This window comes from Nocardia sp. NPDC051030 (assembly GCF_040683015.1).
Taxonomy (GTDB): Bacteria; Actinomycetota; Actinomycetes; order Mycobacteriales; family Mycobacteriaceae; genus Nocardia.
On record NZ_JBFBCD010000002.1, the window covers coordinates 798,373 to 820,838 of the forward strand.

General features: G+C 66.9%; 20 protein-coding genes. 10 read left to right on the plus strand and 10 right to left on the minus strand.

All coding sequences use genetic code 11. The features are described from left to right. The first annotated feature begins 5 nt into the window (after nucleotides 1–5). Nucleotides 6–1,790, plus strand: a complete 1,785-nt coding sequence (locus AB0N05_RS08330) for a glycosyltransferase family 2 protein (protein ID WP_364689124.1) — start codon at nucleotides 6–8, stop codon at nucleotides 1,788–1,790. A 47-nt stretch (nucleotides 1,791–1,837) separates the two neighbouring features. Here AB0N05_RS08330 and AB0N05_RS08335 read toward each other — a convergent pair whose 3' ends face one another. The 4 genes from AB0N05_RS08335 to AB0N05_RS08350 all read right to left on the minus strand — a co-directional run bounded on the left by AB0N05_RS08335 (nucleotide 1,838) and on the right by AB0N05_RS08350 (nucleotide 5,298). Then, nucleotides 1,838–2,491 (minus strand): hypothetical protein, encoded by a 654-nt coding sequence (locus AB0N05_RS08335; RefSeq protein WP_364689127.1) that lies wholly within the window; start codon nucleotides 2,489–2,491, stop codon nucleotides 1,838–1,840. 96 nt (nucleotides 2,492–2,587) lie between these two features. Next, nucleotides 2,588–2,722: a hypothetical protein gene (locus tag AB0N05_RS08340; protein ID WP_364689129.1), complete on the minus strand. Its 135-nt coding sequence runs from the start codon at nucleotides 2,720–2,722 to the stop codon at nucleotides 2,588–2,590. Beyond that, nucleotides 2,719–4,086, minus strand: coding sequence for an OFA family MFS transporter (locus AB0N05_RS08345; RefSeq protein ID WP_364689132.1), 1,368 nt, complete (start codon nucleotides 4,084–4,086; stop codon nucleotides 2,719–2,721). Before AB0N05_RS08345 ends, AB0N05_RS08340 begins: the two co-directional genes overlap by 4 nt. A 102-nt stretch (nucleotides 4,087–4,188) precedes the next feature. Further along, on the minus strand, nucleotides 4,189–5,298 hold the full coding sequence (locus AB0N05_RS08350) for a YihY/virulence factor BrkB family protein (protein WP_364689135.1): 1,110 nt from the start codon (nucleotides 5,296–5,298) through the stop codon (nucleotides 4,189–4,191). A 101-nt stretch (nucleotides 5,299–5,399) separates the two neighbouring features. On the opposite strand from AB0N05_RS08350, the gene AB0N05_RS08355 reads away from it, so the two are divergent. Beyond that, complete coding sequence (locus tag AB0N05_RS08355) at nucleotides 5,400–7,097, plus strand: DEAD/DEAH box helicase (RefSeq protein WP_364689138.1); 1,698 nt, start codon at nucleotides 5,400–5,402, stop codon at nucleotides 7,095–7,097. 14 nt (nucleotides 7,098–7,111) lie between these two features. On the opposite strand, the gene AB0N05_RS08360 is transcribed toward AB0N05_RS08355, so the two are convergent. From AB0N05_RS08360 to AB0N05_RS08375, 4 genes are all read right to left on the minus strand, one after another. Then, nucleotides 7,112–7,411: a DUF1905 domain-containing protein gene (locus AB0N05_RS08360; protein ID WP_364689141.1), complete on the minus strand. Its 300-nt coding sequence runs from the start codon at nucleotides 7,409–7,411 to the stop codon at nucleotides 7,112–7,114. 201 nt (nucleotides 7,412–7,612) lie between these two features. Continuing rightward, a complete protein-coding gene (locus AB0N05_RS08365) occupies nucleotides 7,613–7,807 on the minus strand; it encodes a hypothetical protein (RefSeq protein ID WP_364689144.1) in 195 nt (64 codons plus the stop codon). Between the two features lie 337 nt (nucleotides 7,808–8,144). Next, complete coding sequence (locus AB0N05_RS08370; RefSeq protein WP_364689147.1) at nucleotides 8,145–9,950, minus strand: acyl-CoA dehydrogenase; 1,806 nt, start codon at nucleotides 9,948–9,950, stop codon at nucleotides 8,145–8,147. 55 nt (nucleotides 9,951–10,005) lie between these two features. Next, nucleotides 10,006–11,040 carry an AraC family transcriptional regulator ligand-binding domain-containing protein gene (locus tag AB0N05_RS08375; protein WP_364689150.1) on the minus strand — a complete coding sequence of 345 codons (1,035 nt, stop codon included), beginning with the start codon at nucleotides 11,038–11,040 and terminating at the stop codon, nucleotides 10,006–10,008. A gap of 135 nt (nucleotides 11,041–11,175) precedes the next feature. Here AB0N05_RS08375 and AB0N05_RS08380 point away from each other — a divergent pair, with 135 nt between their 5' ends. Then, nucleotides 11,176–12,504 carry an aldehyde dehydrogenase family protein gene (locus AB0N05_RS08380; protein ID WP_364689154.1) on the plus strand — a complete coding sequence of 443 codons (1,329 nt, stop codon included), beginning with the start codon at nucleotides 11,176–11,178 and terminating at the stop codon, nucleotides 12,502–12,504. 306 nt (nucleotides 12,505–12,810) lie between these two features. Further along, complete coding sequence (locus AB0N05_RS08385; RefSeq protein WP_364689619.1) at nucleotides 12,811–13,179, plus strand: DUF952 domain-containing protein; 369 nt, start codon at nucleotides 12,811–12,813, stop codon at nucleotides 13,177–13,179. Nucleotides 13,180–13,195: 16 nt separating this feature from the next. Here AB0N05_RS08385 and AB0N05_RS08390 read toward each other — a convergent pair whose 3' ends face one another. After that, nucleotides 13,196–14,062, minus strand: a complete 867-nt coding sequence (locus AB0N05_RS08390; RefSeq protein ID WP_364689622.1) for a LysR family transcriptional regulator — start codon at nucleotides 14,060–14,062, stop codon at nucleotides 13,196–13,198. Between the two features lie 92 nt (nucleotides 14,063–14,154). Between AB0N05_RS08390 and AB0N05_RS08395 the strand changes: the two genes are divergently transcribed. The 3 genes from AB0N05_RS08395 to AB0N05_RS08405 are packed head-to-tail and all read left to right on the plus strand — an operon-like array spanning nucleotide 14,155 to nucleotide 17,059. After that, on the plus strand, nucleotides 14,155–15,372 hold the full coding sequence (locus tag AB0N05_RS08395) for an MFS transporter (protein WP_364689157.1): 1,218 nt from the start codon (nucleotides 14,155–14,157) through the stop codon (nucleotides 15,370–15,372). Between the two features lie 9 nt (nucleotides 15,373–15,381). After that, nucleotides 15,382–15,864, plus strand: coding sequence for a cation:proton antiporter regulatory subunit (locus AB0N05_RS08400; RefSeq protein WP_364689160.1), 483 nt, complete (start codon nucleotides 15,382–15,384; stop codon nucleotides 15,862–15,864). Between the two features lie 4 nt (nucleotides 15,865–15,868). Then, nucleotides 15,869–17,059, plus strand: a complete 1,191-nt coding sequence (locus AB0N05_RS08405) for a cation:proton antiporter (protein WP_364689163.1) — start codon at nucleotides 15,869–15,871, stop codon at nucleotides 17,057–17,059. Between the two features lie 84 nt (nucleotides 17,060–17,143). On the opposite strand, the gene AB0N05_RS08410 is transcribed toward AB0N05_RS08405, so the two are convergent. After that, nucleotides 17,144–18,031: a rhomboid-like protein gene (locus AB0N05_RS08410; protein ID WP_364689166.1), complete on the minus strand. Its 888-nt coding sequence runs from the start codon at nucleotides 18,029–18,031 to the stop codon at nucleotides 17,144–17,146. Nucleotides 18,032–18,291: 260 nt separating this feature from the next. Between AB0N05_RS08410 and eat the strand changes: the two genes are divergently transcribed. The 3 genes from eat (at nucleotide 18,292) to eutC (ending at nucleotide 22,221) form a co-directional block, all read left to right on the plus strand. Next, complete coding sequence (eat, locus tag AB0N05_RS08415; protein WP_364689169.1) at nucleotides 18,292–19,716, plus strand: ethanolamine permease; 1,425 nt, start codon at nucleotides 18,292–18,294, stop codon at nucleotides 19,714–19,716. Then, nucleotides 19,713–21,125, plus strand: coding sequence for an ethanolamine ammonia-lyase subunit EutB (locus AB0N05_RS08420; protein WP_364689172.1), 1,413 nt, complete (start codon nucleotides 19,713–19,715; stop codon nucleotides 21,123–21,125). Before eat ends, AB0N05_RS08420 begins: the two co-directional genes overlap by 4 nt. Before the next feature lie 175 nt (nucleotides 21,126–21,300). After that, nucleotides 21,301–22,221 (plus strand): ethanolamine ammonia-lyase subunit EutC, encoded by a 921-nt coding sequence (gene eutC, locus AB0N05_RS08425; protein ID WP_364689175.1) that lies wholly within the window; start codon nucleotides 21,301–21,303, stop codon nucleotides 22,219–22,221. The last annotated feature ends 245 nt before the right edge of the window (nucleotides 22,222–22,466 follow it).

The following is a 22,466-nucleotide window of genomic DNA, read 5'->3' on the forward strand; positions in this document are numbered from 1 at the left end:
GGTTCATGGACTCGACCGAGCATGTCGCCACGGTCGCGATTGTCATCGTGACCTACAACAGCGCCGCGGATATCCCGCTGCTGCTGAACGATCTACGCGCCGAGGCGCGCGAGACCGATATCCGGGTCGTGGTGGTCGACAATGAGTCGGCCGATGACACGGCGGCGATCGTGCGCGGGTATCCCGAGGTCGTCTTCGTGGAATCGGGCGGGAATCTCGGCTACGCGGGCGGGATCAATGTCGGGCTCACACATACCGGGAACTGTGACGCCGTCCTGATCCTGAACCCGGACCTGCGGGTGCGGCCCGGCGCGATCGCCGAGATGCTGGCGGCACTCGACGCCGACGACCGGATCGGGGCCGTGGTGCCCCTGATCCTGGACACCGAGGGCAACCCGCACACCTCGCTGTGCCGTGAGCCGTCCCTGACCCGGGCGTTCGGAGATGCGCTGCTCGGCAGCCGGGCCTGGCGGAACCGACCGGCATGGCTGTCGGAATTCGACTATCGCCCAAGCAGTTACGGGCACGCACACGATATCGACTGGGCGACCGGCGCGTGCCTGCTCGTGCGCGGCGTGCTGGCCGCCGAACTCGGCGAATGGAACGAGGACTTCTTCCTCTACTCGGAGGAGACCGAGTATTTCCGCCGCATCCGGTCCAGCGGGCACGTAGTGCGCTTCGCCCCGGCCGCCGTCGTCCAGCATCGCCTCGGCGGCTCGGGAACGTCCCCGGCCCTCGCGACGCTCCTGGAAGTCAACCGAATCCGCTATATCGAGCTGCACCACGGCCGTTGGTACGCACGGCTGTTTCGGGCCATCGTCGCGCTCGCCGCCCTGATGCGCTCCTACAATGCCGACCACCGCCGCACGCTGTCCATCGTGCTGCGCCGGAATCGCTGGAAGGACCTGCCGAAGGCGACGAAACCGGCTGTGGCGGAAGTGCTCTCCGGTCGACTCGGGCGCGGCGCGGTCATCGTCCCGGCCTACGACGAGGCCGCCGTGATCGAGCGGACGCTGCGCCCACTGAGCGAGGCCGCCGTCGCGGGATTCTTCGAGCTGATCGTCGTGGCCAACGGCTGCACCGACGACACCGCCGCCCGAGCCCGGACGATCCCGGGCGTTCAGGTGGTCGAGCTCCCGGTCGGTTCGAAACCCTTGGCGCTCAACACCGGTGACAGTGTCGCGACGCTGTGGCCGCGCCTATACCTCGACGCCGACATCCGAATCACCGCCACCACCGTGCTCGCAGTCCTCGACCGCATCGATCACGGCGATGTACTGGCCGCCCGCCCGGCATTCAGATACGACTCCGACAACGCGAGCACGATCGTCCGCAGCTACTACCGCGCCCGGCGGAAAATGGCGGCCCACCAGAATGCGCTGTGGTGGGCAGGCGTCTTCGGCCTCAGCGCCGAAGGCCACAAACGATTCGGCGAGTTCCCCGAGGTCACCGGCGACGATATGTTCGTCGACACCCAATTCCGCGACACCGAGAAAACGGTCGTCCACACCGAGCCATCGGTATGGACGACCCCCACCGATCTCTCCGGCCTGCTCACGGTCCTCGGCAGACACCACAGAGGCAATACCGAACTCGTCGACCGTGATCCGGAGCGAACGCCGAAAACCGGCCTGCACACCGCGCGCGCCATCCTGCGCACGATTACCGGTCCACTCTCGGCCGTCGACGCAGCGGTCTACTTCGGCGTGGCGATCGCCGCGAGACGCCGGGCGGCCCACAGCGATTCGCGCTGGGAACGCGACAACAGCAGCCGCTCGACCGGCGTGTGAAACCAGGGGCGCCCCCTCGTCTCCGCGCCATCCGTGATGACGCCGATTCATCGCCTCGTCAGCAATTTGTTGAGCGACCCATTCCCGGGGGATTGAGACTGCAGTTGTCCAGGGGATTTCGATGGGGCCGTCACCCTGCGGACGAGGGTGGTTACGGCTATCGCTCCGCCTATGAAGAGGCCCGCGAAGCCCAGGAATAGGGGGAGGACAACGGTTTTCAGGAGTGAGGGCGTCAGACTTTCACCGACGGCGACCGTTACGTCGGGGCCGCCTTCGGCAGTGAGGCTGTAAGTGCCCGCTTTGGTGGTATGGAATTTGAATTCGGATTGGCCGTCGAAGGTGCCCTGCTGGTAGGTCGTGTTTCTGCTGGTTTGCAGTGTGACGGGCTTGCCTGAAGGGGCGGTGAGGGTGAGGGTTACCGCGGGGAGATCCGGTGTTGTGCTGGGGTTCTCGAAGTAGACCGTGTAGTCGTGATCCGCGGTCAGCTGTAGATCGCCCGCGCCGGGGACCGTCACCCGCTGGTAGTGCGCGATGTCGTCGTCCATGTTCGAGACGCCGATGACGCCGGACATGGTGGCACCCGTAACTCCCGCGAGGATCACCAGAACTCCGGCGACGATCCACCACCCGGAGGGGCGATCGGGTTGCGGAGGTTGCGCCCGGACCGGGTAGGAGGTGGGGTAGGTGCCCGGGTAGGCCATGTCGGAACCTTTGCTTTCGCGGCGCACTGTTCAGCTCGTGCGACCTGTCAGGGCTTACCTAACCAGTTCGCGCTGAATACCGCAGGCGACAGCAATTCACTGAAAAAGCTTGAGCAGGTTCACGACCAGGCGGTAGAGGCCGTAGGAGAAGGGGGCCGCCACCCACAACCAGGCGAAAATGAGCAGGGGAATTCGGTTCGGTACCGGTTCGGTGCTCACGGGGTCGGTCATGCCGGATCTCCCTTCACGACGTCGGCCGAAGTATTCGGCGGCCTATGGTATTTCGCCGCCACCGGGCGGATGAGCTCATTGGCGAGGAAGCCGATGCACAGCAATGTGATCATGATCGTGAAAGAAGTGCCGTACAGCGCAGGGCCGGACTTGCCATGTCTCACACCGGAATCCGCTATCCGATTGACGATCAACGGCCCGGCCACGCCCGCCACCGACCATGCGGTGAGTAGTCGTCCGTGAATCGCGCCGACCTGGTAGGTGCCGAACAGATCTCTGAGATAGGCGGGGATGGTGGCGAATCCGCCGCCGTAGAAGGACAGGATCACCATGGCGGCCAGGATGAACACGGTTTTGTCGGTGCGGCCCACCGACCAGAGCGCCAGATAGGCGAGCGCGCCGACGCCGAGGTAGACGCGGTAGATATTCTTGCGCCCCACCAGATCCGAGAGCGACGACCAGCCGATGCGCCCGGCCATATTGGCCGCCGACAGCACCGCTACGAAACCCGCTGCCGCCGAGACGGATACCGGGGTCGAGGTGTTCTTGAAGAAGTCGACCACCATGGGCGCGGCCTTCTCCAGAATGCCGATGCCCGCGGTCACGTTGAAGCACAGCACAATCCACAGCAGCCAGAACTGCGGGGTGCGCAGGGCATCATTCGCGCTGACATCATTGCCGCTCACCAACTTCGCCCGCGTGGTCGGCGGCACCCAGCCGTGCGGCCGCCAGCCGGCCGGTGGAACCCGGACCAGCAGGGGGCCGACCGACATGAATACCGCATACGTCAACCCCATGACCAAGAAGGTCGTCGCGATACCGGAATCGTCGCGGCCGAAGCGGGACAACAGTTCCGACGTCCACGGCGAGGCGATGAGCGCGCCGCCGCCGAACCCCATGATCGCGAAACCCGTTGCCATACCGGGCCGGTCCGGAAACCACTTGATGAGTGTGGAGACCGGGGATATGTAGCCGATCCCGAGGCCGATACCGCCCACGAAGCCGTATCCGAACACTATGAGCCAGTAGGCATTCAGCGCCGCACCGAGCGAGGAGATGAGCAGGCCCGAGGAGAAACACACCAGCGAGATCGTCATGGCCCAGCGCGGCCCGCGCCGTTCGACGAACGTGCCGCCGAAGGCCGCCGAAAGTCCCAGCATCACAATGGCGATCTGGAAGGGCAGTGCACTCTCGGTGCCCGAGATACTCAGGGATTTCTCGAGCGGCGGTTTGAACACGCTCCAGGCGTAGGCCTGGCCGATCGCGAGGTGAATGGACAATGCGGCGGGTGGTACCAACCAGCGGTTCCATCCGGGCGGCGCGATGATGCGCGAATATCGGACGCCGTCGGCGACTGCGGTCATGCTGAATCTCCACACTGAAGTTGTGCCGTGAGCGTAAATCCCCGCTGCGCGGCCCGGGTGGAAATCCGGAGATCCCCCGCGGCGTGGCCGGGCGCCGGGGATCTACGAAATGATCGGCAGGGATGGAGACTTCCCGGTGGGCGGCGGCGGTTCCGGGCCGGGATCCGGTGCCGCCGCCTGCTCCTCGACCGGTCTGCGATTGCGGGCCGTCCACCAACGCCGGATCTGGGACAGGCGGGTGGCGCGGGCGGGCCAGAATTCCTGCACGCTGGCATTGAATTCGGCGCCCAGGATCACCGCGAAGCCGAGGAAGAACGTGAAGAGCAGGAACGCGATCGGGGTCGCCAGCGCGCCATAGCTGATCCCGGTCTTGGTGACCCAGGCCAGATAGCGCCGCAGCCCCTCGCTCGCGGTCATGAAGAACACACCCGCCACCAGCGCGCCGCCGAACAGTCGATGCCACGGCAGGGTGCGATGCAAGGCCAGCTTGTACAGCGTGGTGAGCGCGACGATCAGCAGCAGGCCCGCGCCCGGGTAGTAGAACGCGTCGATCAGCCGCAGCCCGGGTTCACGCCAACCGCGCGGCAGCGCCCGGCCCACGATGGAGGGCCCCAGCGCGATGAGCGGCAGGATCAGCACCGAGGCGATCAGGAACCCGACGTACAGCAGCAGCGCGAAGATCCGCTGCCACACCGGATGCCGCGCGGTGGCCTGCCCGTGCGCGGCGGTGATCGCGTCCACGAAGGTCGCCATGGCCGAGGATCCCGCCCACAGCGACAGCACGAACCCCACCGACACCACCCCGCCGTGCCCGCGTTGCAGCACATCGGTGACGGTCGGTTCGACCAGGTCGTCGACCACACTGGGACTGAACAGCTTCCGGGCAAAGTTGATGATCTTGGTTTCCACAATGTTCACCGTGTCCGGCCCGAACCAGTGCCCCACATAGCCCAGGCTGCCCAGCAGGCCGAGCAGCAGCGGCGCCAGCGACAGGGTCTGCCAGAACGCCGCCGCGGCGGACTTCCCGAAGATGGAATCGGCCCAGGCCTTCGCCGCGACATGCACGATCAGCTCCCAGACCCGGCCCAGTCGTGTGACGGTGCGCACCCCGGCGCGCCGGGAATCATCCACAGCGGGCCCGTCCGGCGCGGGCGCGTCGGCGTGTTGCGGAGGGTCGTCGTGCTCGTTCATCGTGGCTACAGCATCGCTCACCAGGGTTTCGAATGTGCGCGGACCCGCGATGTGTCGCGCGGCACTACAACAGGCTGTGTCGGATTGGATTGCTGTCGGTCCGGAAAGCTAATCTCTTCCGAGTGACTTCGGGTGGTGGCGGTTCATTACGTGCATGGCAGCGCAGGGCTCTCACCAAATATTTGGCGACCAAGCCTCGGGACTTTCTGGCGGTAGCCACCCCCGGTGCCGGTAAGACGACATTCGCGCTGCGTGTGGCGATGGAACTGCTGCGAGACCGCACGGTGGACCAGGTGACGGTGGTCGCGCCGACCGAGCACCTCAAGCATCAGTGGGCGGGATCGGCGCAGCGTATCGGCTTGCAGCTGGACTCCAACTTCTCCAACTCCACCGGTTCCACCTCCTCGGACTATCACGGTGTCGTGGTGACCTATGCGCAGGTGGCCTCGCATCCGTTCAAGCATCGCGTGCGCACCGAGAACCGCCGGACCCTGGTGATCCTGGACGAGGTCCACCACGCCGGTGACGCCAAGAGCTGGGGTGAGGCGACCGAGGAGGCATTCGGCCCCGCCACCCGCCGCCTGTCGCTCACCGGTACCCCCTTCCGCAGCGATGACTCGAAGATCCCCTTCATCACCTACGAGCCGGACGAATCCGGCTTCGAGAAGTCCAAGGCCGACCACACCTACGGCTACTCCGAGGCGCTCGCCGACGGCGTCGTCCGCCCCGTCGTATTCCTCGCCTACTCCGGAGAGGCGCACTGGAGAGACAGTGCGGGCGAGGAGTATTCCGCCCGCCTGGGTGAGCCGCTGAACGCCGAACAGACCGCCCGCGCCTGGCGCACCGCCCTGGACCCGGCCGGAGACTGGATGTCCAAGGTGCTCACCGCCGCCGACACCCGCCTGCGCCAGCTGCGCGCCACCGGCATGCCCGATGCGGGCGGCCTGGTGATCGCCACCGATCAGGACAAGGCGCGCGACTACGCCGAACTGCTGGAACATATTTCGGGCACCAAACCCACGATCGTGCTCTCGGACGACCCGTCCTCCTCCGACCGCATCGGCGAATTCAGCGATAACACCGACCCGTGGATGGTCGCGGTGCGCATGGTGTCCGAGGGTGTCGACGTGCCGCGCCTGGCGGTCGGCGTCTACGCCACCAGCGCCTCCACCCCCTTGTACTTCGCGCAGGCCATCGGCCGTTTCGTGCGTGCCCGCAAAACCGGCGAGACTGCCAGCGTCTTCCTCCCCTCGGTCCCGGTGCTGCTCGATCTGGCCGCGCAGCTGGAGGTCCAGCGCGATCACGTGATCGGCAAGCCGCATCGCGAGAAGAGCGACCTCGACGACGAACTCCTGATCGACGCCAATAAGCAGAAGGACGAGCCCGGCGAAGAGGAACGCAAGTTCATCGCCCTGGCCGCCGACGCCGAACTCGACCAGGTCATCTACGACGGCGACTCCTTCGGCACCGCCACCTTCTCCGGCAGCGATGAGGAGGCCGACTACCTCGGCATCCCCGGACTCCTGGACGCCGACCAGATGCGCGCCCTCCTGCGCGATCGCCAGGCCCGCCAGATCAGCGCCGCCGAAGCCCGCCCCGAACCGGTCAATGTGATGGCCGCCGAACGTGCCGCCACCGCCGACCGCCTCGGCGAACTCCGCCGCGAACTCAACAGCCTGGTCGCCATGCACAATCACCGCACCGGCAAACCCCACGGCGTCATCCACGGCGAGCTACGCCGCGAATGCGGCGGCCCCCCCACCGCCCTGGCCACGGTCGACCAACTATCCGAACGCATAGCGGCCCTGCGCCGCATGTAGCCCCCACGGGCGGCTCACACGATCGTCAGCGCGATCCGCACCGAGTCGCCCACACTCAACCCCTCGGCCTCCCGCACCGTCTTCTTCATCGGCAACATATACGTGGCGTGCTTCTTGCTCGGAAATATCGAAGTGGCCCACCGACTCTCGCCGACCTCGACCTTCACCCGCACCGACCCGAACCCGCCCGCCCGCTGCCCGAACAATTCCTCGATCTCATCCGCGACCCCCTCCGGCAGATTCACGAAGTACCACGCGGCGGGCCCCTCCCAAACCCACAGCTCAGCCGAGAACGAATATCGCGAGTCAACCATCCGCCGACCGTAGCCGAGGGGTGCGACAGCTTCCGTACCCCTCGGTGCCGATGTGCTCGCCGACCGGTGCTTCAGAACGAACACAGCGGGCGACCTGTGAGGTCGCCCGCTGTGGGTTTTCTGTTGGGAAGATGAAATTGTCGAGCGGACCTCTCGAGGTGGAGCGGCTGGTAGGGCCGATGTCCTCGAGATGGAGGAGCTTTACAGCGCCGGTGCCGACTCCGAGTCGATCACGGCTTCGAGCGCACGGAGACGATCCATGTGCTCATTGGCGTGATGCTGGCAGAAGAGCAACTCACCACCTGCGGGAAGGGTGGCGCGCACGCGCGCGGCCGCCCCGCAACGGTCACAACGATCGACCGCGGTCAGTGGGGTGCTTGTCAGGGTTCCTGGCATGACTCCTCCGTCCTGGCTCCCGGGGCTTGCGCGCCGTTTGCCTGGTGTGGGGCCCACAGTCCACTCCGTGGGCTCGCTACCGCTACTTCCCAGCAGTGGCTGATGACTACTCTGTCAGACGTTCGGGGCGAGGTCTTTGTTCCCGATGAGTTTCCCATGTGTTTTGCCTAACATGACCTGGGGTTTCGCTTAAAGCGAACAGGCCCGCGAGAACACCGGTGAGGCCGTCGGAGACCCCCTCCGAACACGCTGATCGAGTTGTCTATCGGGAGACTACCCGTGGGGGCCGACACCCACACTCTGATTGGATAACCCTCCGGCCACGGCCCGGCAAAGCTCACAGCCAAGACGGATCCAGATCGAGGGTGGTGCGGTCGCCGGAATCCAGGAGCTCGAACAGTGCAGTGGTGCGCGGCAATTCCCACTTGAAGAAGAAACGTGCGGCCGCGCGCTTGCCGAGTCCGAAGGCATCCCCGCGCTCGGCCAGGGGGGTCGCGGCGAGCGCTTGCTGGAGCCAGATCCAGGACAGGACGACGTGGCCGAAGGCCTCGAGATAGGCGGCCGAGTTGGCCAGCGCCGACACCGGGTCGCCGTCGCGCCACAGACCCGCGGTGGTGGCGGCGAGTCGCCCTGCGGCGGCCTGGAGGGCATCGGCGAAGGCGGTGAGCTCGGCGTCGCCGGAGGTGGAGGCCGCGATGACGGTCGCGGACATGGTCTCGAGGAGGGCGGCCAGCGCCGCACCATTGTCGAGGGTGACCTGGCGGCCCAGTAGGTCGAGGCTCTGGATGCCGTGGGTGCCTTCATGGATGGGATTGAGGCGATTGTCGCGGTAGTGCTGTTCCACGTCGTAGTCGCGCGTGTAGCCCGCGCCGCCGTGCACCTGGATGGCGAGGTCGTTGGCCGTCAGGCACCACTGGCTCGGCCAGCTCTTGGCAATGGGCGTCAGGATGCGCAGCAGGGTGGCGGCGCGATCGCGGGCGGAATCGGAAGTGGCGGTGCGATGTTCGTCGACGAGGCGGCCGCAGTACAGCTGCAGGCCCAATGCGCCCTCGGCGTAGGCCTTCTGGGCGAGCAGCATGCGGCGCACGTCCGGATGTTCGACGATCGGCACCTGTGCGCCGCCGCGGGCGGTGACCGGGCGGCCCTGCGGCCGATTGCGGGCGTAGTCCAGGGATTTCAGATATCCGGTGTAGCCGAGGGCCGTCGCGGCCAGGCCGACGCCTATGCGGGCCTCGTTCATCATCGTGAACATTTGCGCCATACCGTGATTCGGCTCGCCCACCAGATAGCCGACCGCGCCGGGTTGTCCGCCGGGGGTGAAGTTGCCGTCGCCGAAAACCGGTGCGGTATTGACGGTTCCGCGCCAGCCCATCTTGTGATTGATGCCCGCGAGCACGACGTCATTGTGCTCGGTGGGATTGCCCTGCTCGTTGGGCAGAAATTTGGGGACGATGAACAGGGAGATGCCGCGGGTGCCCTCGGGAGAGCCGGGGATGCGGGCCAGCACCAGGTGGTTGATGTTCTCCGAAAGCTCGTGGTCGCCACCGGAAATCCACATTTTGCGGCCGAAGACTCGATAGGTGCCGTCGTCCTGCGGGACGGCGCGGGTGGTGATGTCGGCGAGGCTGGATCCGGCGTGCGGCTCGGACAGGGCCATGGTGCCGAAGTCGCGGCCCTCCAGCATGGGGCGCACGAAGCGGTCGATCTGCTCGGTACTGCCGTGTGTGGCAAGCAGATTCGCATTGCCGGTGGTGAGCAGCGCGTAGGCGGTGGTGCCCGCATTGGCGGCGTGGAACCAGGACATGCAGGCCGTGTAGACCGAATGTGGCAGCTGCATGCCGCCGACCTCGTAATCCATTGCCGCGCCGATCATTCCGGCGTCGGCGAAGGCCTTCAGGGCCTTGCCGACGGCGGGGATGATGTGCACGCGTTCGCCGTCGAAGGTGGGCTCGTGCAGGTCGTTCTCGCGATTGTGCGGGGCGAAATAGGTGGTGGCCAGGTCCTGGCACAGGCGCAACACCTGGTCGAAGGTGTCGCGAGAGTGGTCGGTGAAGCGGTCGCGCGCGGTGAGCGACTCCACATCGAGCCAGTCGTAGAGCAGGAACTCGATATCGCGGGCGGACATGATCACGGACGGGTTCATGGTTCCTCGAACGGTCGGCTGGACGGCGGGCGTACCAGCCGGTCTACCAGATCGTTCAGGAACGCACGGAGGCCCGGCCGCGATGCAGTCGGCCGAAGTGTCCGGGCGACTGCCCCTTCCAGGTCCGGAAGGCCGAGGCGAAGGCCGACACGCTGGAGTAACCGAGCCGCTCGGCGGCCTGTTCGACGGTGAGCCCGGCGATCAACAGCTCCTCGGCGAGCAGGCCGACGGTTTCGGTGCTCAGCTCGCGGAAGGTGGTGCCCTCCTCGGCGAGGCGGCGGCGCAGGGTGCGGACACTGACGTCCAGGTCGGCCGCGATGCGGGTCTGGTCAGCCGATCCGCCGTGCCGGATGAGGAGCTGGCGGACCCGGCCGCTGAGGCCGCTGCGGCTGTGGCGGCTCTCCATCAGGTCATTGCATTGCTGCTCATAAAACCGGGCGGTCGATACATTTGCCTGGGGGAGCGGGGTTTCCAGCATGCTGGACTGGAAGATGATGCGGGACTGCGGCATCGAGAACAGCACCTCCTCGACGCCGAACACCGCACCGAACATCTCGTAGATCGGATGCGCCTCCACATACAGCTCCACACGCACCGCGGGCACCCGCATGGGCAGCAGATCCTGCTGCAGGGTCGCGATGGCGGCCAGGTCGCGTTCGAGAGTGAAACGCCGAATGTCCTCGGGCACATTGCCGTCGTCGCGGACCACCCAGACGTGCGGACCGTGCTCTTCGACGTGATGGTCGGCGGTGGTGAACGATAGGTCCGCGTAGCGCAGCGCGATATCCATGGCATTGCGCAGATTGGCACTGCTCATGAGGGCGAAACCCAGCACGCCCATGGATGGCGGATGGCACAGCAGGCCCGCCAGCAAACCCAGCCCGGGCTCATTGTCGATACCGGTGACCACATTGCGCATCACCGAGAATTCCTGAGCCAGTGTGATTTCGGTGGAGGGGTCGCGGACCTCGGCTTCCTTGATGCCGGAACCCTCGAGAACCGACCGCATGGTCAAACCCCGGCCCAGCGCGAAATCGGCTATGAGGGCCACGCTGGTGATGGAACGCAGTTGCTCCAACTCTTCCGTCACTCAGGAAGTCTCGCAAACATTCGGCGTCCCCGGGCCGTTACCGGTGGGTAAGTTGCCTGTATACGGCCCATATTCGCTGATTCCTGGCCGATTGCCAGCTGGTCGCCCGAAACCCTCAGCCATACGGTGAGTTTCATGCGCATAGCGCTCGCAAATCAGAATCAGCTGCCGGATGCCGGAAAGGTCCGCCCGCCGATGCTCACCGTGATCGCGCCCGCCGATGGCGAGGTGATCGACACCATCCCGACCGATTCGCCCGATCAGGTGCGCGACACCGTCGAACGACTCCGGGACAACAGCGTCGTGTGGCGCTCGCTGGGCATGGTCGGCCGGGTGCACTGGCTGACCTTGTTCCGAAACTGGTTGCTGGACAACCGGGATGGCATCGTCACGCTATTGAGCCGCGAGACCGGCAAAACGGAATCGGAGGCCGAGGCCGAATTCACGCTCGCCCTCGACGCGCTCGATCACTACCGCATCCATGCCGCCGAATTCCTCGGCGGGCGACATCCGCAGGTGTTCGCGCGGCCCGCCGCCGCCCTGCAAGTGGCGGTCGCGGGCAGCGCCTGCGCGGTGGCCGGAGTGATCGGCCCGTGGACATATCCGTTGGCGCTGGCCATGTTCGACGCCGTGCCCGCACTGGTGTCCGGGGCCGCCGTGGTCGTCAAGCCCTCTTCGGAAACGCCGCTCACCATGCGCGCCGTCACCGGCGGCTGGGCGAGTCTCGGCGCGCCCGCGGTGTTCGAGAGCGTGGCCGGGCACGAGGCCGGACCCGCGGTGCTCGACAGCGTCGACTACATCCGGTTCACCGGGAGTTTCGAGACCGGGAAGATCGTGGCGCTGCGCGCGGCCGGGCGGTTGATCCCGTGCTGTCTCGATCTGGGCGGCAAATCCGCGGCCGTGGTGCTGGCCGACGCCGATCTGGATCAGGCGGCCGCCTGCATTGCGCTCGGCGGGCTGGCGAACGATGGGCAAAATTCCAATTCCATCGAACGGATCTATGTCGAGAACTCCGTCTACGACGCGTTTCTCGACAAACTGGCAGCAGAGGCCGCAGCCTTCGGGCCGATGCTCGGGGACGAGACCGGCCTGGGCGTCATGACCTCGGCGACCCAGGTCGAACTCGTCCGCGACCAGGTCCGCGACGCCCTCCTCAAAGGCGCGACCCTGCGCTGCGGTGGCACCGGCGAAGGGCACCGCTTCGAACCCACCGTCCTCGGCGAAGTCGACCCCACCATGTCCGTCCTCACCCACCAAACCCTCGGCCCGATCCTTCCCGTGGTCCGGGTAGCCGACGCGGGTGAAGCCCTCGAACTGGCCCAACAACAGCAGCCCACCGGCCCCTGCCTCAGCCTCTGGACCACCGACGCTTCCATCGGAGCCCGCGCCGCAGGCCGCTTCGCCCCCGCCGTGGTCGGCGTCAACGACGTCTCGGTCCACCTAGCCCACCCTGCCCCCTTCTGATCGCCCGCGCGGGCGATCTCACGCGGCACCGCCGACGGGCCGCGCGTCTGGGCTGCCGACGCCCTCCCGGCTGCTGCTGACCCGTCTGGTGTGCGGCTTCGGGTGCGCGATCGCGGCGGTGTGCGGCTGCGTTGAAGTGGATCGGCCTGAAGCCTCACGGATCGACATGAGGGAGTACACGCCCGTTTGTTTGGTACGCACCCATTTCCAGTCGGCTGCAACGGGTGCGTACCAAGCGGAAGGGTGTGAACCACGTGATGCTGATCGACCTTGTGGGTGGGGGCTATTTAGACTGGGTCGGTGGGAATCGAACCTGAGGCGACGCCGAAGACGCTGGTGCACATCTGTAGTCGGGATGAGTGGGACAGTGCTCGGGCGGCGGGGGAGTATCGGGCGGCCTCGCTGGATGAGGTGGGGTTCATCCACTTGTCTGCCACCTATCAGGCGCATTTTCCGGCTAATCGGTTGTTTGCCGGGCGGCGGGATCTCGTTTTGCTGTGGCTGGATTCCGGTCTGCTGGGTTCGCCTGTGAAGTGGGAACCCGGGGTGCCGAGCGATCCGGAGTCGATGCACTTTCCGCATTTGTATGGGCCGTTGCCGGTCGCCGCTGTGGTGGAGGTGACGGAGTTCGTGCCGGGGCCCGACGGGTCGTTCGCGCCGCTCGAGGACGGCTGAACCGGTTGGCGGACGGCTAGATCCGGCTGCCGGTGCCGAGAGCTTGGATGACCGCGCGGGCGGCGTTCGAGGGGGTGCGCTGGGCGTCGTGGCCTACGGCGACCAGCCAGGGGATGGGGTCGGCGGCTTCGGAGTAGACGATGGTGTCGCGCGCGCGGTCGGCCACTGATTTGGCTACCAGGGTGACGCCGAAGTCCGCGGCGGCCAGTTCGAGTGCGATGCCCTGATCGGCGACCTCGATCACGGGACGGCGCGTGGGGAAGCGGCTGTCGGTGACACTGCGGATGCTCCAGCCCGGGGCGTAATCGATGAATCGGACCCCGTCCAGATCCGCGGCGCGGAAGCGACGGCCCGCGAGCGGATGAGTGGGTGCGGTGCACAGGACGAGGGTTTCCGCGCTGATCTGATGCAGGGTGATACCGGGGATCTCGGTGACCGTTCCGATCAGCAACGCGAGATCGAGGCTGCCGTCGCGCAGGCCCGCGAGATTGCCCGCCGTGCCTGAAATGCTTTGCCGCATTTGAATGGTGACCTCGGGGTAGCGGTGGTGCATACCGGCGATGACCGTGGCGAGATCGAAGCTGTGGATGTTCATCAGGCTGCCCATCACCACCTCGCCCCGGACCTGGCCGCGGGTGGCGTCGACGGCATCGATGATGTCGCGGCGGGCACGCAGCATCGCGCGGGCGGGGGTGATCAGGGCGCGGCCCGCCTCGGTGAGTTCGAGGGTGCGCGGGGTGCGGTCGAACAGGCGCGCGCCGAGCTCGTGTTCGAGCCTGGCGACGCTGGTCGAGACCGCGGACTGCACCAGGTTGAGGGATCGGGCGGCGGCGGTGAAGGAGCGCTGATCGCAGCAGGCCAGGAAGCATTCGATTTGCCGCATCTCCACGAGGTGAGTCTGCCATCCAATTTGTAGATATCCATATCGAAAACCATCGCTTTTATTGATTCGCAGTGCGCCGCACGATGGTTGGCGTGACTACATCGATTGCCGCTCCCGCGAGGCTGACTCGGTTCACCGTGCTCGTCTTCGCCATCACGGCGGGGTCCTCCGCCGCGTGCAACTACTACTTGCAACCGCTGCTGCAGGAGGTTGCCGGGCAGCTGAATGTTTCGACGGCCACGGCGGCACTGCTGGTGAGTGCGTCGCAGGTCGGATACCTGTGCGGGCTCGCGCTGCTGGTGCCGCTCGGGGACTTCCTGGAGCGCCGCCGGATGGTCCCGGCACTGTTGGCGGCTTCGGTTGTGGCGCTGGCGGTTTCGGCGGTCGCGCCGAACTTCCCGATTCTGCTGCTGGCCGTGTTCGCCACCGGGATCACCGCCTCGGCCGCTCAGGTCGTGGTGCCGTGGTCCTCGGCGCTGGCCGATCCGGAGCGGCGCGGGGAGGTCGTCGGCACGGTGATGAGCGGATTGCTGCTGGGGATTCTGGTCTCGCGGGTGCTGTCGGGTGCGATCGCACAGGTGGGTGGCTGGCGTGCGGTGCTGGTGGTCGCGGCGGGGATTCAGCTGGTGATGTCGGTGAGCGTGTACCTGCTCGCACCCTCGACCGGGCGGGCAGCGGCGGGGGAGCGGTATTCCGAGGTGCTCGCCTCGATCTTCGGGTTGATCCGTGTGCATCCGGTGCTGCGTCAGCGCATGACACTGGGTTTCCTTGGGATGGCGTGTTTTTCGGGTGTGTGGACCTCGCTGGCGTTCCTGCTGTCGGGGGCGCATTCGAGCTCGTATCACTACTCCGAATTCGCCATCGGGCTGTTCGGGCTGGCCGGTGTTGTCGGCGCTCTGGGTGCGCCGGTGGTGGGGCGGATGGCCGATCGCGGGAAGCTGCGGGTGGTGACCACTCTGGTCTGGGCGGTGCTGCTGGGCAGCTGGGTGCTGCTGGCCTGGGGAGGTCACTCGGTGATCGTTCTGATCGTGGCGCTGGTGATCTTCGACTTCGGCGTGCAGGGCATTCACCTGAGCAATCAGAGCGCGATCTATGCCCTCGATCCGGCCGCCCGCAGCCGCCTGACCACCGCGTACATGGTGACGTACTTCCTCGGCGGCGTCGCCGGGTCGGTGACCGCCGGTGCGGCCTATCAATCCGGCGGCTGGGGCCTGGTCTGCGGCATCGGAGCCGCGGCGACGGTGGCCGGTTCGGTGCTGTGGGCGGTGTTCGCCTCGCCGCTCCGCCGCGTGCGTCCCGCTCTGGCCTAATCTGGACGCGTGAACGTCGACGTGACAGCCCTGCCCGGTATCGGTGTGCGGAAGGATTTCGAAGCGCGCTCCGGCCGCCGGATCGGAGTGGTGACGCACCGGGACGGGAGCATCGACCTCATCGTCTCGCAGCGCGATGACCCCGATGCCTGCCTGGCCCAGGTGCCATTGACCACCGATGAGGCGGCCGTGCTGGCCAATCTGCTCGGTGCGCCGCAATTGGTGCAGCAGCTCAAGGATGAGCACTCTGACCTGCCGGGGATCACCACCCGGCAGCTGCCGATCACCGGCAAATCGCCGTATCGGGGCCGGATGCTCGGCGAGACCGGGATGCGCACGCGCACCAAGTCCTCGATCGTCGCGGTGATGCGCGCCGGGCAGCTGCACCCCTCACCGGGACCGGATTTCGTGCTCGACTCCGGCGACCTGCTGGTGGTTGTAGGAACTCCGCACGGCCTGGACGCGGCCGCTCGCATCCTGGCCGACGGCTGAACCGGTGGATTCGACCGGTCTAGCCCTGCTCGAGCTCGGCGCGATCTTGTTCGCGTTGGGCATGATGGGAAGGGTGGCCGGCCGCTTCGGCATGTCACCCATCCCGCTCTATCTCTTGGGTGGCCTCGCCTTCGGTGAGGGTGGCATCGTCCAGATGAGGGCCGCCGCCGAATTCGGCCATTTAGCCGGTGAGATCGGCGTGGTACTGCTGCTCCTGCTGCTCGGATTGGAGTACACCGCAGCCGAATTGGTGACCGGGCTGCGGCGCTCCTGGGTGGCGGGTCTGCTCGATATCGTGGCCAATGCGACGCCCGGTGTGCTGGTGGCCTTGCTGCTCGGCTGGGGGGCGGTGGGTGCGGTCACCATGGGTGGCGTCACCTACATCTCCTCGTCCGGGATCGTCGCCAAGGTGCTCAATGACCTTGGGCGACTGGGTAACCGCGAGACGCCGGTGATCCTGTCCATCCTGGTGTTCGAGGATCTGGCCATGGCGGTGTACCTGCCGATTCTCACCATGATGCTGGCGGGGCTGAGCTTCGCGGCGGGGGCGAAATCGCTGTGCATCGCGATGGTGGCGATCACCGTGGTGCTGGTGGTGGCCTTGCGCTACGGCCGGTATGTGTCGGCCATCGTGGACAGCAATGACAATGAAGTGTTCCTGCTCAAGCTGCTCGGGGCCGCGCTGCTGGTGGCGGGCGTGGCCTCATCGCTGAATGTGTCGGCGGCGGTGGGCGCGTTCCTGCTCGGTATCGCGATCTCCGGATCGACGGCGCAGGAGGCAGCCAAGCTGCTGGAGCCACTGCGGGATCTGTTCGCGGCCATATTCTTTGTCGCGTTCGGGCTCAATACCGATCCCAAAGCCATTCCGCCGGTGCTCGGCTGGGCGGTGGCACTGGCGATCGTGACCGCATTGACCAAGATCGGCACCGGATGGTGGGCGGCCAAGCGGCAGGGGATTCGCCGGATGGGCCGGGCGCGTGCGGGGGCCGCGCTGGTGGCGCGCGGGGAGTTCTCGATCGTCATTGCCGGACTGGCGGTTTCGGTCGGCGGAGTGGATCCGCAGCTCGCGGCGCTGGCATCGGCGTACGTGCTGATGATGGCGGTCTTGGGGCCGATCGTCGCGCGTCTGGTCGAGCCTGCGGTCCGGCTCGTGCAGCGTGAGCGGCCCAGCGTCGACCCGGTTGTCGGGCACTGACTCGGTCCGGTCGGGCAGTGACATGGTCGGGTTGGGCAGTGACTCGGTCGGGTCGGGCAGTGACGCGGTGAGGCGGGATCCAGGTTAGGTCGGGTTCGCGCCCGGCTCGATTCGCGTTGATACCGGCTCGGTTCGTTTCGGTACCGCCTCGGCGCGTGAGGGCACCGGCTCGACCTGGTTCGGCACCGCCTCGGGCTGCGGCGGTGCCGACTCCGGCGCGGCGGAATGGGCTCTGGCCAAGGCCTTTCGGCGTTGCAGGGCTACCAGGCGATGTGAGGCCGCCACGGCGATCAGGCCCAGCAGGAGGCCGATGACCAGTGCGAAGAAGTGGCCGTAGTCGGTGAAGGTGCGGCCGTGCCACACCTCGAAGGCGTAGTAGATCAGCAATCCGGCCGCCCAGATCAGCCGGGCGCGGCCACGTAAGCGGAAGGCGAGGACGCCGAGGATGGCCGAAATCCCATAGCTGGGGCCGACATCCGAGGCCAGCGCCACCCGGAGTGGGATCAGGTGCTTGTCCATCTTGTGCGCGATACCGAGCACCGTGAGCCACGTCGCGCCGACATGTCCGCAGGCCACCACCAGGATCCAGCGCAGCGAACCCAGCCAGCGTTCGGCCAGCGCCATGAGCGTCAGCAGGATCAGGATGTGTGACCACGGGAAGCCGCCGTCGGTCCAGAAGGCGGACGCGACCAGCACCTGGATCGGATCGCGTTGCATATTGCGGAGATTGGTGGAGGCCGACAGGATCAGCCTGCGGCCGACGATATCGCTGGCCCCGCGCAGCGTCCACCAGGTCACGAACAGGGTGAAGGCGTAGGCGATGGACGCCGGGGTGACGGCGAGGAGATCATGGTAGGCGGCGAGGGCGCGGCGCAGGCGCTGCGGGCGGCCCCACCAGGCGGCCAGGCCACGAATCTCGTCGCCGATATCGACGGTGCGAAGCCAGGGTGGCTCATAGGTGGCCAATGACATCGATGGGGTCCGTTCTCCCGTGCGTTGTGATTTCCGCCGTGTGAACCGACGTCCCGCCGGGGCGTCCTGGCCATGGTATCCGGAGGTCACGAGGTCTTCGCCCCGAGCGGTGCGCCGGAGTGGCGGGGTCGGGTTCGTAACGCGCAGTAATGCCCCCGGAAAGCATCGGTTACGTCGCAGCAACATCGTTCCGGCTTGATGGAGGCACGCCCTTCTTGGGCGATTGTTCAGATGAATCGTGTGAGGAGTGCCGCCACCATATGACCGCGACCAGCACCGCGACGAGCGCCGACACCAGCTCCGAGGACTACCTGGCACGAAGAACACTCCGCACCGGATCGGCCGGGTGGTTACTGCTCGCGGGACTGGGTGTCAGCTACGTCATCTCGGGCGACTACTCGGGGTGGAACTTCGGTTTGGCGCATGGCGGATTCGGCGGGATGCTGATCGCCACCGTGCTCATCGCGGGGATGTATCTGGCGATGGTGCTGGGGATGGCGGAACTGTCGGCGGCATTGCCCGCGGCGGGCGGCGGGTACACGTTCGCTCGCCGGGCGCTCGGGCCGTGGGGCGGATTCGCCACGGGGGCGGCGATTCTCATTGAATACGCCATTGCGCCCGCGGCCATCGCCACATTCATCGGCGGGTATGTGGAATCGCTGGGGCTGTTGGGGATCACCGACGGGTGGTGGGTGTACCTCGCGGTGTATGCGCTGTTCATCGGCGTGCACTTGGCCGGGGCGGGGGAGGCGCTGAAGGTCATGTGCGCCATCACCGTCGTGGCCTTGCTCGGACTGGTGATCTTTGCGCTCGCGGGATGGGGCAAGTTCGATCTCGGCAATCTCACCGACATTCCCGCCGATCCGAATGCTGTTGGCAGCTCGTCGTTCCTGCCGTTCGGGGCGTTCGGGATCTGGGCCGCCGTGCCGTTCGCGATCTGGTTCTTCCTGGCCGTGGAGGGTGTGCCGTTGGCGGCCGAGGAGGCTCGGGAGCCGGAGAAGAATGTGCCCAAGGGGATTATCGCGGCCATGCTGGTGCTGCTGGTCACCTCCGGGACCGTGCTGGTGCTGTCCACGGGAGCGCTTGGCGCGGACAAGCTTTCGCGGTCGGGGAATCCGCTGGTCGAGGCGCTGGGTAGTAGTGGGGCGGCAACCGTCGTCAACTACATCGGGCTGGCGGGGCTGGTCGCGAGCTTCTTCTCGATCGTTTACGCCTACTCGCGGCAGACCTTCGCGCTGTCTCGTGCGGGGTACCTGCCCACGAGCCTGTCGGTGACCAATGCGCGCAAGGCTCCGGTGCTCGCGCTGATCGTGCCGGGCGTCATCGGATTCGGGCTGTCGCTGACCGGGCAGGGCGCGATGTTGTTGAACATGGCCGTGTTCGGGGCGGCGGTCAGTTACGTGCTCATGATGGTGAGCCACATTGTGCTGCGAGTGCGCGAACCCGGGATGCGGCGGCCGTACCGCACGCCGGGCGGGATCGCTACTACCGGGTTCGCCCTGGTTATCGCCTGTATCGCCGTGGTCGCCACCTTCCTGGTGGATCCCGTAGCCGCCGGGTGGACGCTCGCCGCGTTCTGCGCCTTCATGCTCTATTTCGGGCTGTACAGCCGCCATCGGCTCGTCGCGCACTCGCCCGACGAGGAGTTCGCCATGCTGGCGCAGGCCGAGAAGGAGCTCGAATGAGCCTGTACCACCAGCGAATCGGCGGAACCAGCTACAGCTTCGACGGGCTCGTCGAGCTGCTGGCCAAGGCCACGCCATTGCGCAGCGGGGACGAACTCGCCGGGTGCGCAGCGCATTCCGACGCCGAGCGCGCCGCGGCGCAATGGGCGCTGGCGGACGTGCCATTGACCGAATTCCTGAATGATCCGGTCGTGCCGTATGAGACCGACGAAGTCACTCGGCTGATCATCGACTCGCACGATCGTGTTGCGTTCCAGGTGATTTCGCATCTGACCGTCGGTGGGTTGCGGGACTGGCTGCTCGGTGTCGCCGCCACCGAACAGGCGGCGGTCACGCTGGCGAGGGTGTCGCGTGGGCTGACGCCCGAGATGGTGGCGGCGGTCAGCAAGCTCATGCGCAATCAGGATTTGATCGCCGTGGCGAAGGCGACCGAGGTGCGGGCCGGATTCCGCACCACCGTCGGGCTGCCCGGGACGCTCGCGACGCGATTGCAACCCAACCATCCCACCGATGATCCGCGCGGCATCGCGGCGGCCGTACTGGACGGGCTGCTGCTGGGGTGCGGCGACGCGGTGATCGGCATCAATCCGGCGACCGACTCGCCGCAGGCCACCGCCGATCTGCTGTATCTGCTCGATGAGGTGCGGCAGCGGTTCGATATTCCCACGCAGTCGTGTGTGCTCTCGCATGTGACCACGACGATCGGGTTGATCGAGGCGGGCGCGCCCGTGGATCTGGTGTTCCAGTCCATCGCGGGCACCGAAGGCGCGAATTCCGGCTTCGGCGTGAATATTTCGTTGCTGCGCGAGGCCAATGAGGCCGGGCGCTCTTTGCGGCGCGGCACCGTCGGCGACAATGTCATGTACCTGGAAACCGGTCAGGGCTCGGCACTTTCGGCGGGCGCGCACCTGGGCACCGGCGGCAAACCCGTCGACCAGCAGACCCTCGAAACCCGCGCCTACGCCGTCGCCCGCGCCCTCGACCCACTCCTGGTCAACACCGTCGTCGGATTCATCGGCCCCGAATACCTCTACGACGGTAAGCAAATCATCCGAGCAGGCCTCGAAGACCACTTCTGCGGCAAACTCCTCGGCCTCCCGATGGGCGTCGACGTCTGCTACACCAACCACGCCGAAGCCGACCAGGACGACATGGACACCCTCCTCACCCTCCTCGGTGCGGCCGGTTGCGCCTTCGTCATCGCCGTCCCCGGCGCCGACGACGTCATGCTCGGCTACCAAAGCCTCGCCTACCACGACGCCCTCTACGTCCGAAAAGTCCTGGGCCTCCGCCCCGCCCCCGAATTCGAGGCCTGGCTCGACCGCCTCGGCATGTTGGGCGTGGACGGCCGCATCCTCCCCGTCGAAGCCCTGTCCTCACCACTACGCGCCCTCACGAGCGCGCTATGAACGAACCCGCCCATCCCTGCCCCGCGCTCTCCGGCCTGCTCGCCGCGCGGCGTGCCAAAGACACCGGCCCTCACCATGATCGGACAGCCTCGCGACGCGGCTTGCGCGCCGCACGCAGGCTCGACGGAAGCTGCCGGGCACACTCGGCCGCCGCTCCGGAGGAAGGACCCTCAGCATGACCAATCCGATCCGTTCGGCCGACGAGTCGGGCAGAGCTGCCGCAGAGCCTGGCGCGGGCAAGCGTGCCGAAGATCCTGCCGTGCAAGACTTCTGGGCCGAACTCCGCCGCACCACCCAGGCGCGGATCGGACTGGGTCGCACCGGCGACGCGCTCCCCACCACCGAGGTGCTCGAGTTCCGAGCCGCCCACGCCGCCGCCCGCGACGCCGTCCACAACCCCCTCGACGTCCCCGCCCTCGCCACCCGAGTCGCAGCCTTGGGCCTCGGCGAACCCGTACACGTCCGCAGCCGAGCCGCCGACCGCTCCGAATACCTACGCCGCCCAGACCTTGGCCGACTGCCCTCCGGTCCGGACTTCGCGACCGGACAAGGGTTTCTTGCTGGGCCATCAGATGGATCCAGTGCCACAGTGGGAGAAGGACTTTCGACCGTGTCGTACGCGGGTGCCGACATCGGCTTCGTCCTGGCCGATGGCCTCTCACCCCGAGCCCTCACCGACCACGCGGCCCCTATGCTCGCCGCCCTCGTCGAAGCCCTGGGCGACCGCTACACCCTCGCCCCACCGGTCATCGCCACCCAGGCCCGAGTAGCCCTCGGCGACCACATAGGCGAAGCCCTGGGCGTAACCACCCTCCTCGTCCTCATAGGCGAACGCCCCGGCCTCTCGGTGGCCGACAGCCTCGGCATCTACCTCACCCACCTCCCCCGCCCCGGCCGAGCCGACTCCGAACGCAACTGCATCTCCAACATCCACCCACCCGAAGGCCTCACCTACACCCGAGCCGCCCACATAGCCACCGGCCTCATAGAAGGCGCACGCCGCCTCGGCCGCTCCGGCGTCGACGTCAAGGACACCTCAGGCGATCCAGCCCTACCCACCACCACCCTCATCCTGGACGCAGCCGCCTCGGCATAGCGACGAGAGCAACCGCCAACGCCGTCGTCCCCCGACAAGATCAGGGAGCGCTCATGGTGGAATTCGGGTCGATTTCCCACCACCAGTGCTCCCTCACCGCCTACTGACGTCGCGGTGCTGGCTGCGGGCGGTGGCGAGGTGGGTGCAGGCTGGGCGTCGGCTTGTGGACACGGGTGGGAGGTTCAGGGGTGGTGGGGGAGGGAGTGGTTAGGGTCGGGGCATGGGTCGCCTGGTGATTGCTCTGT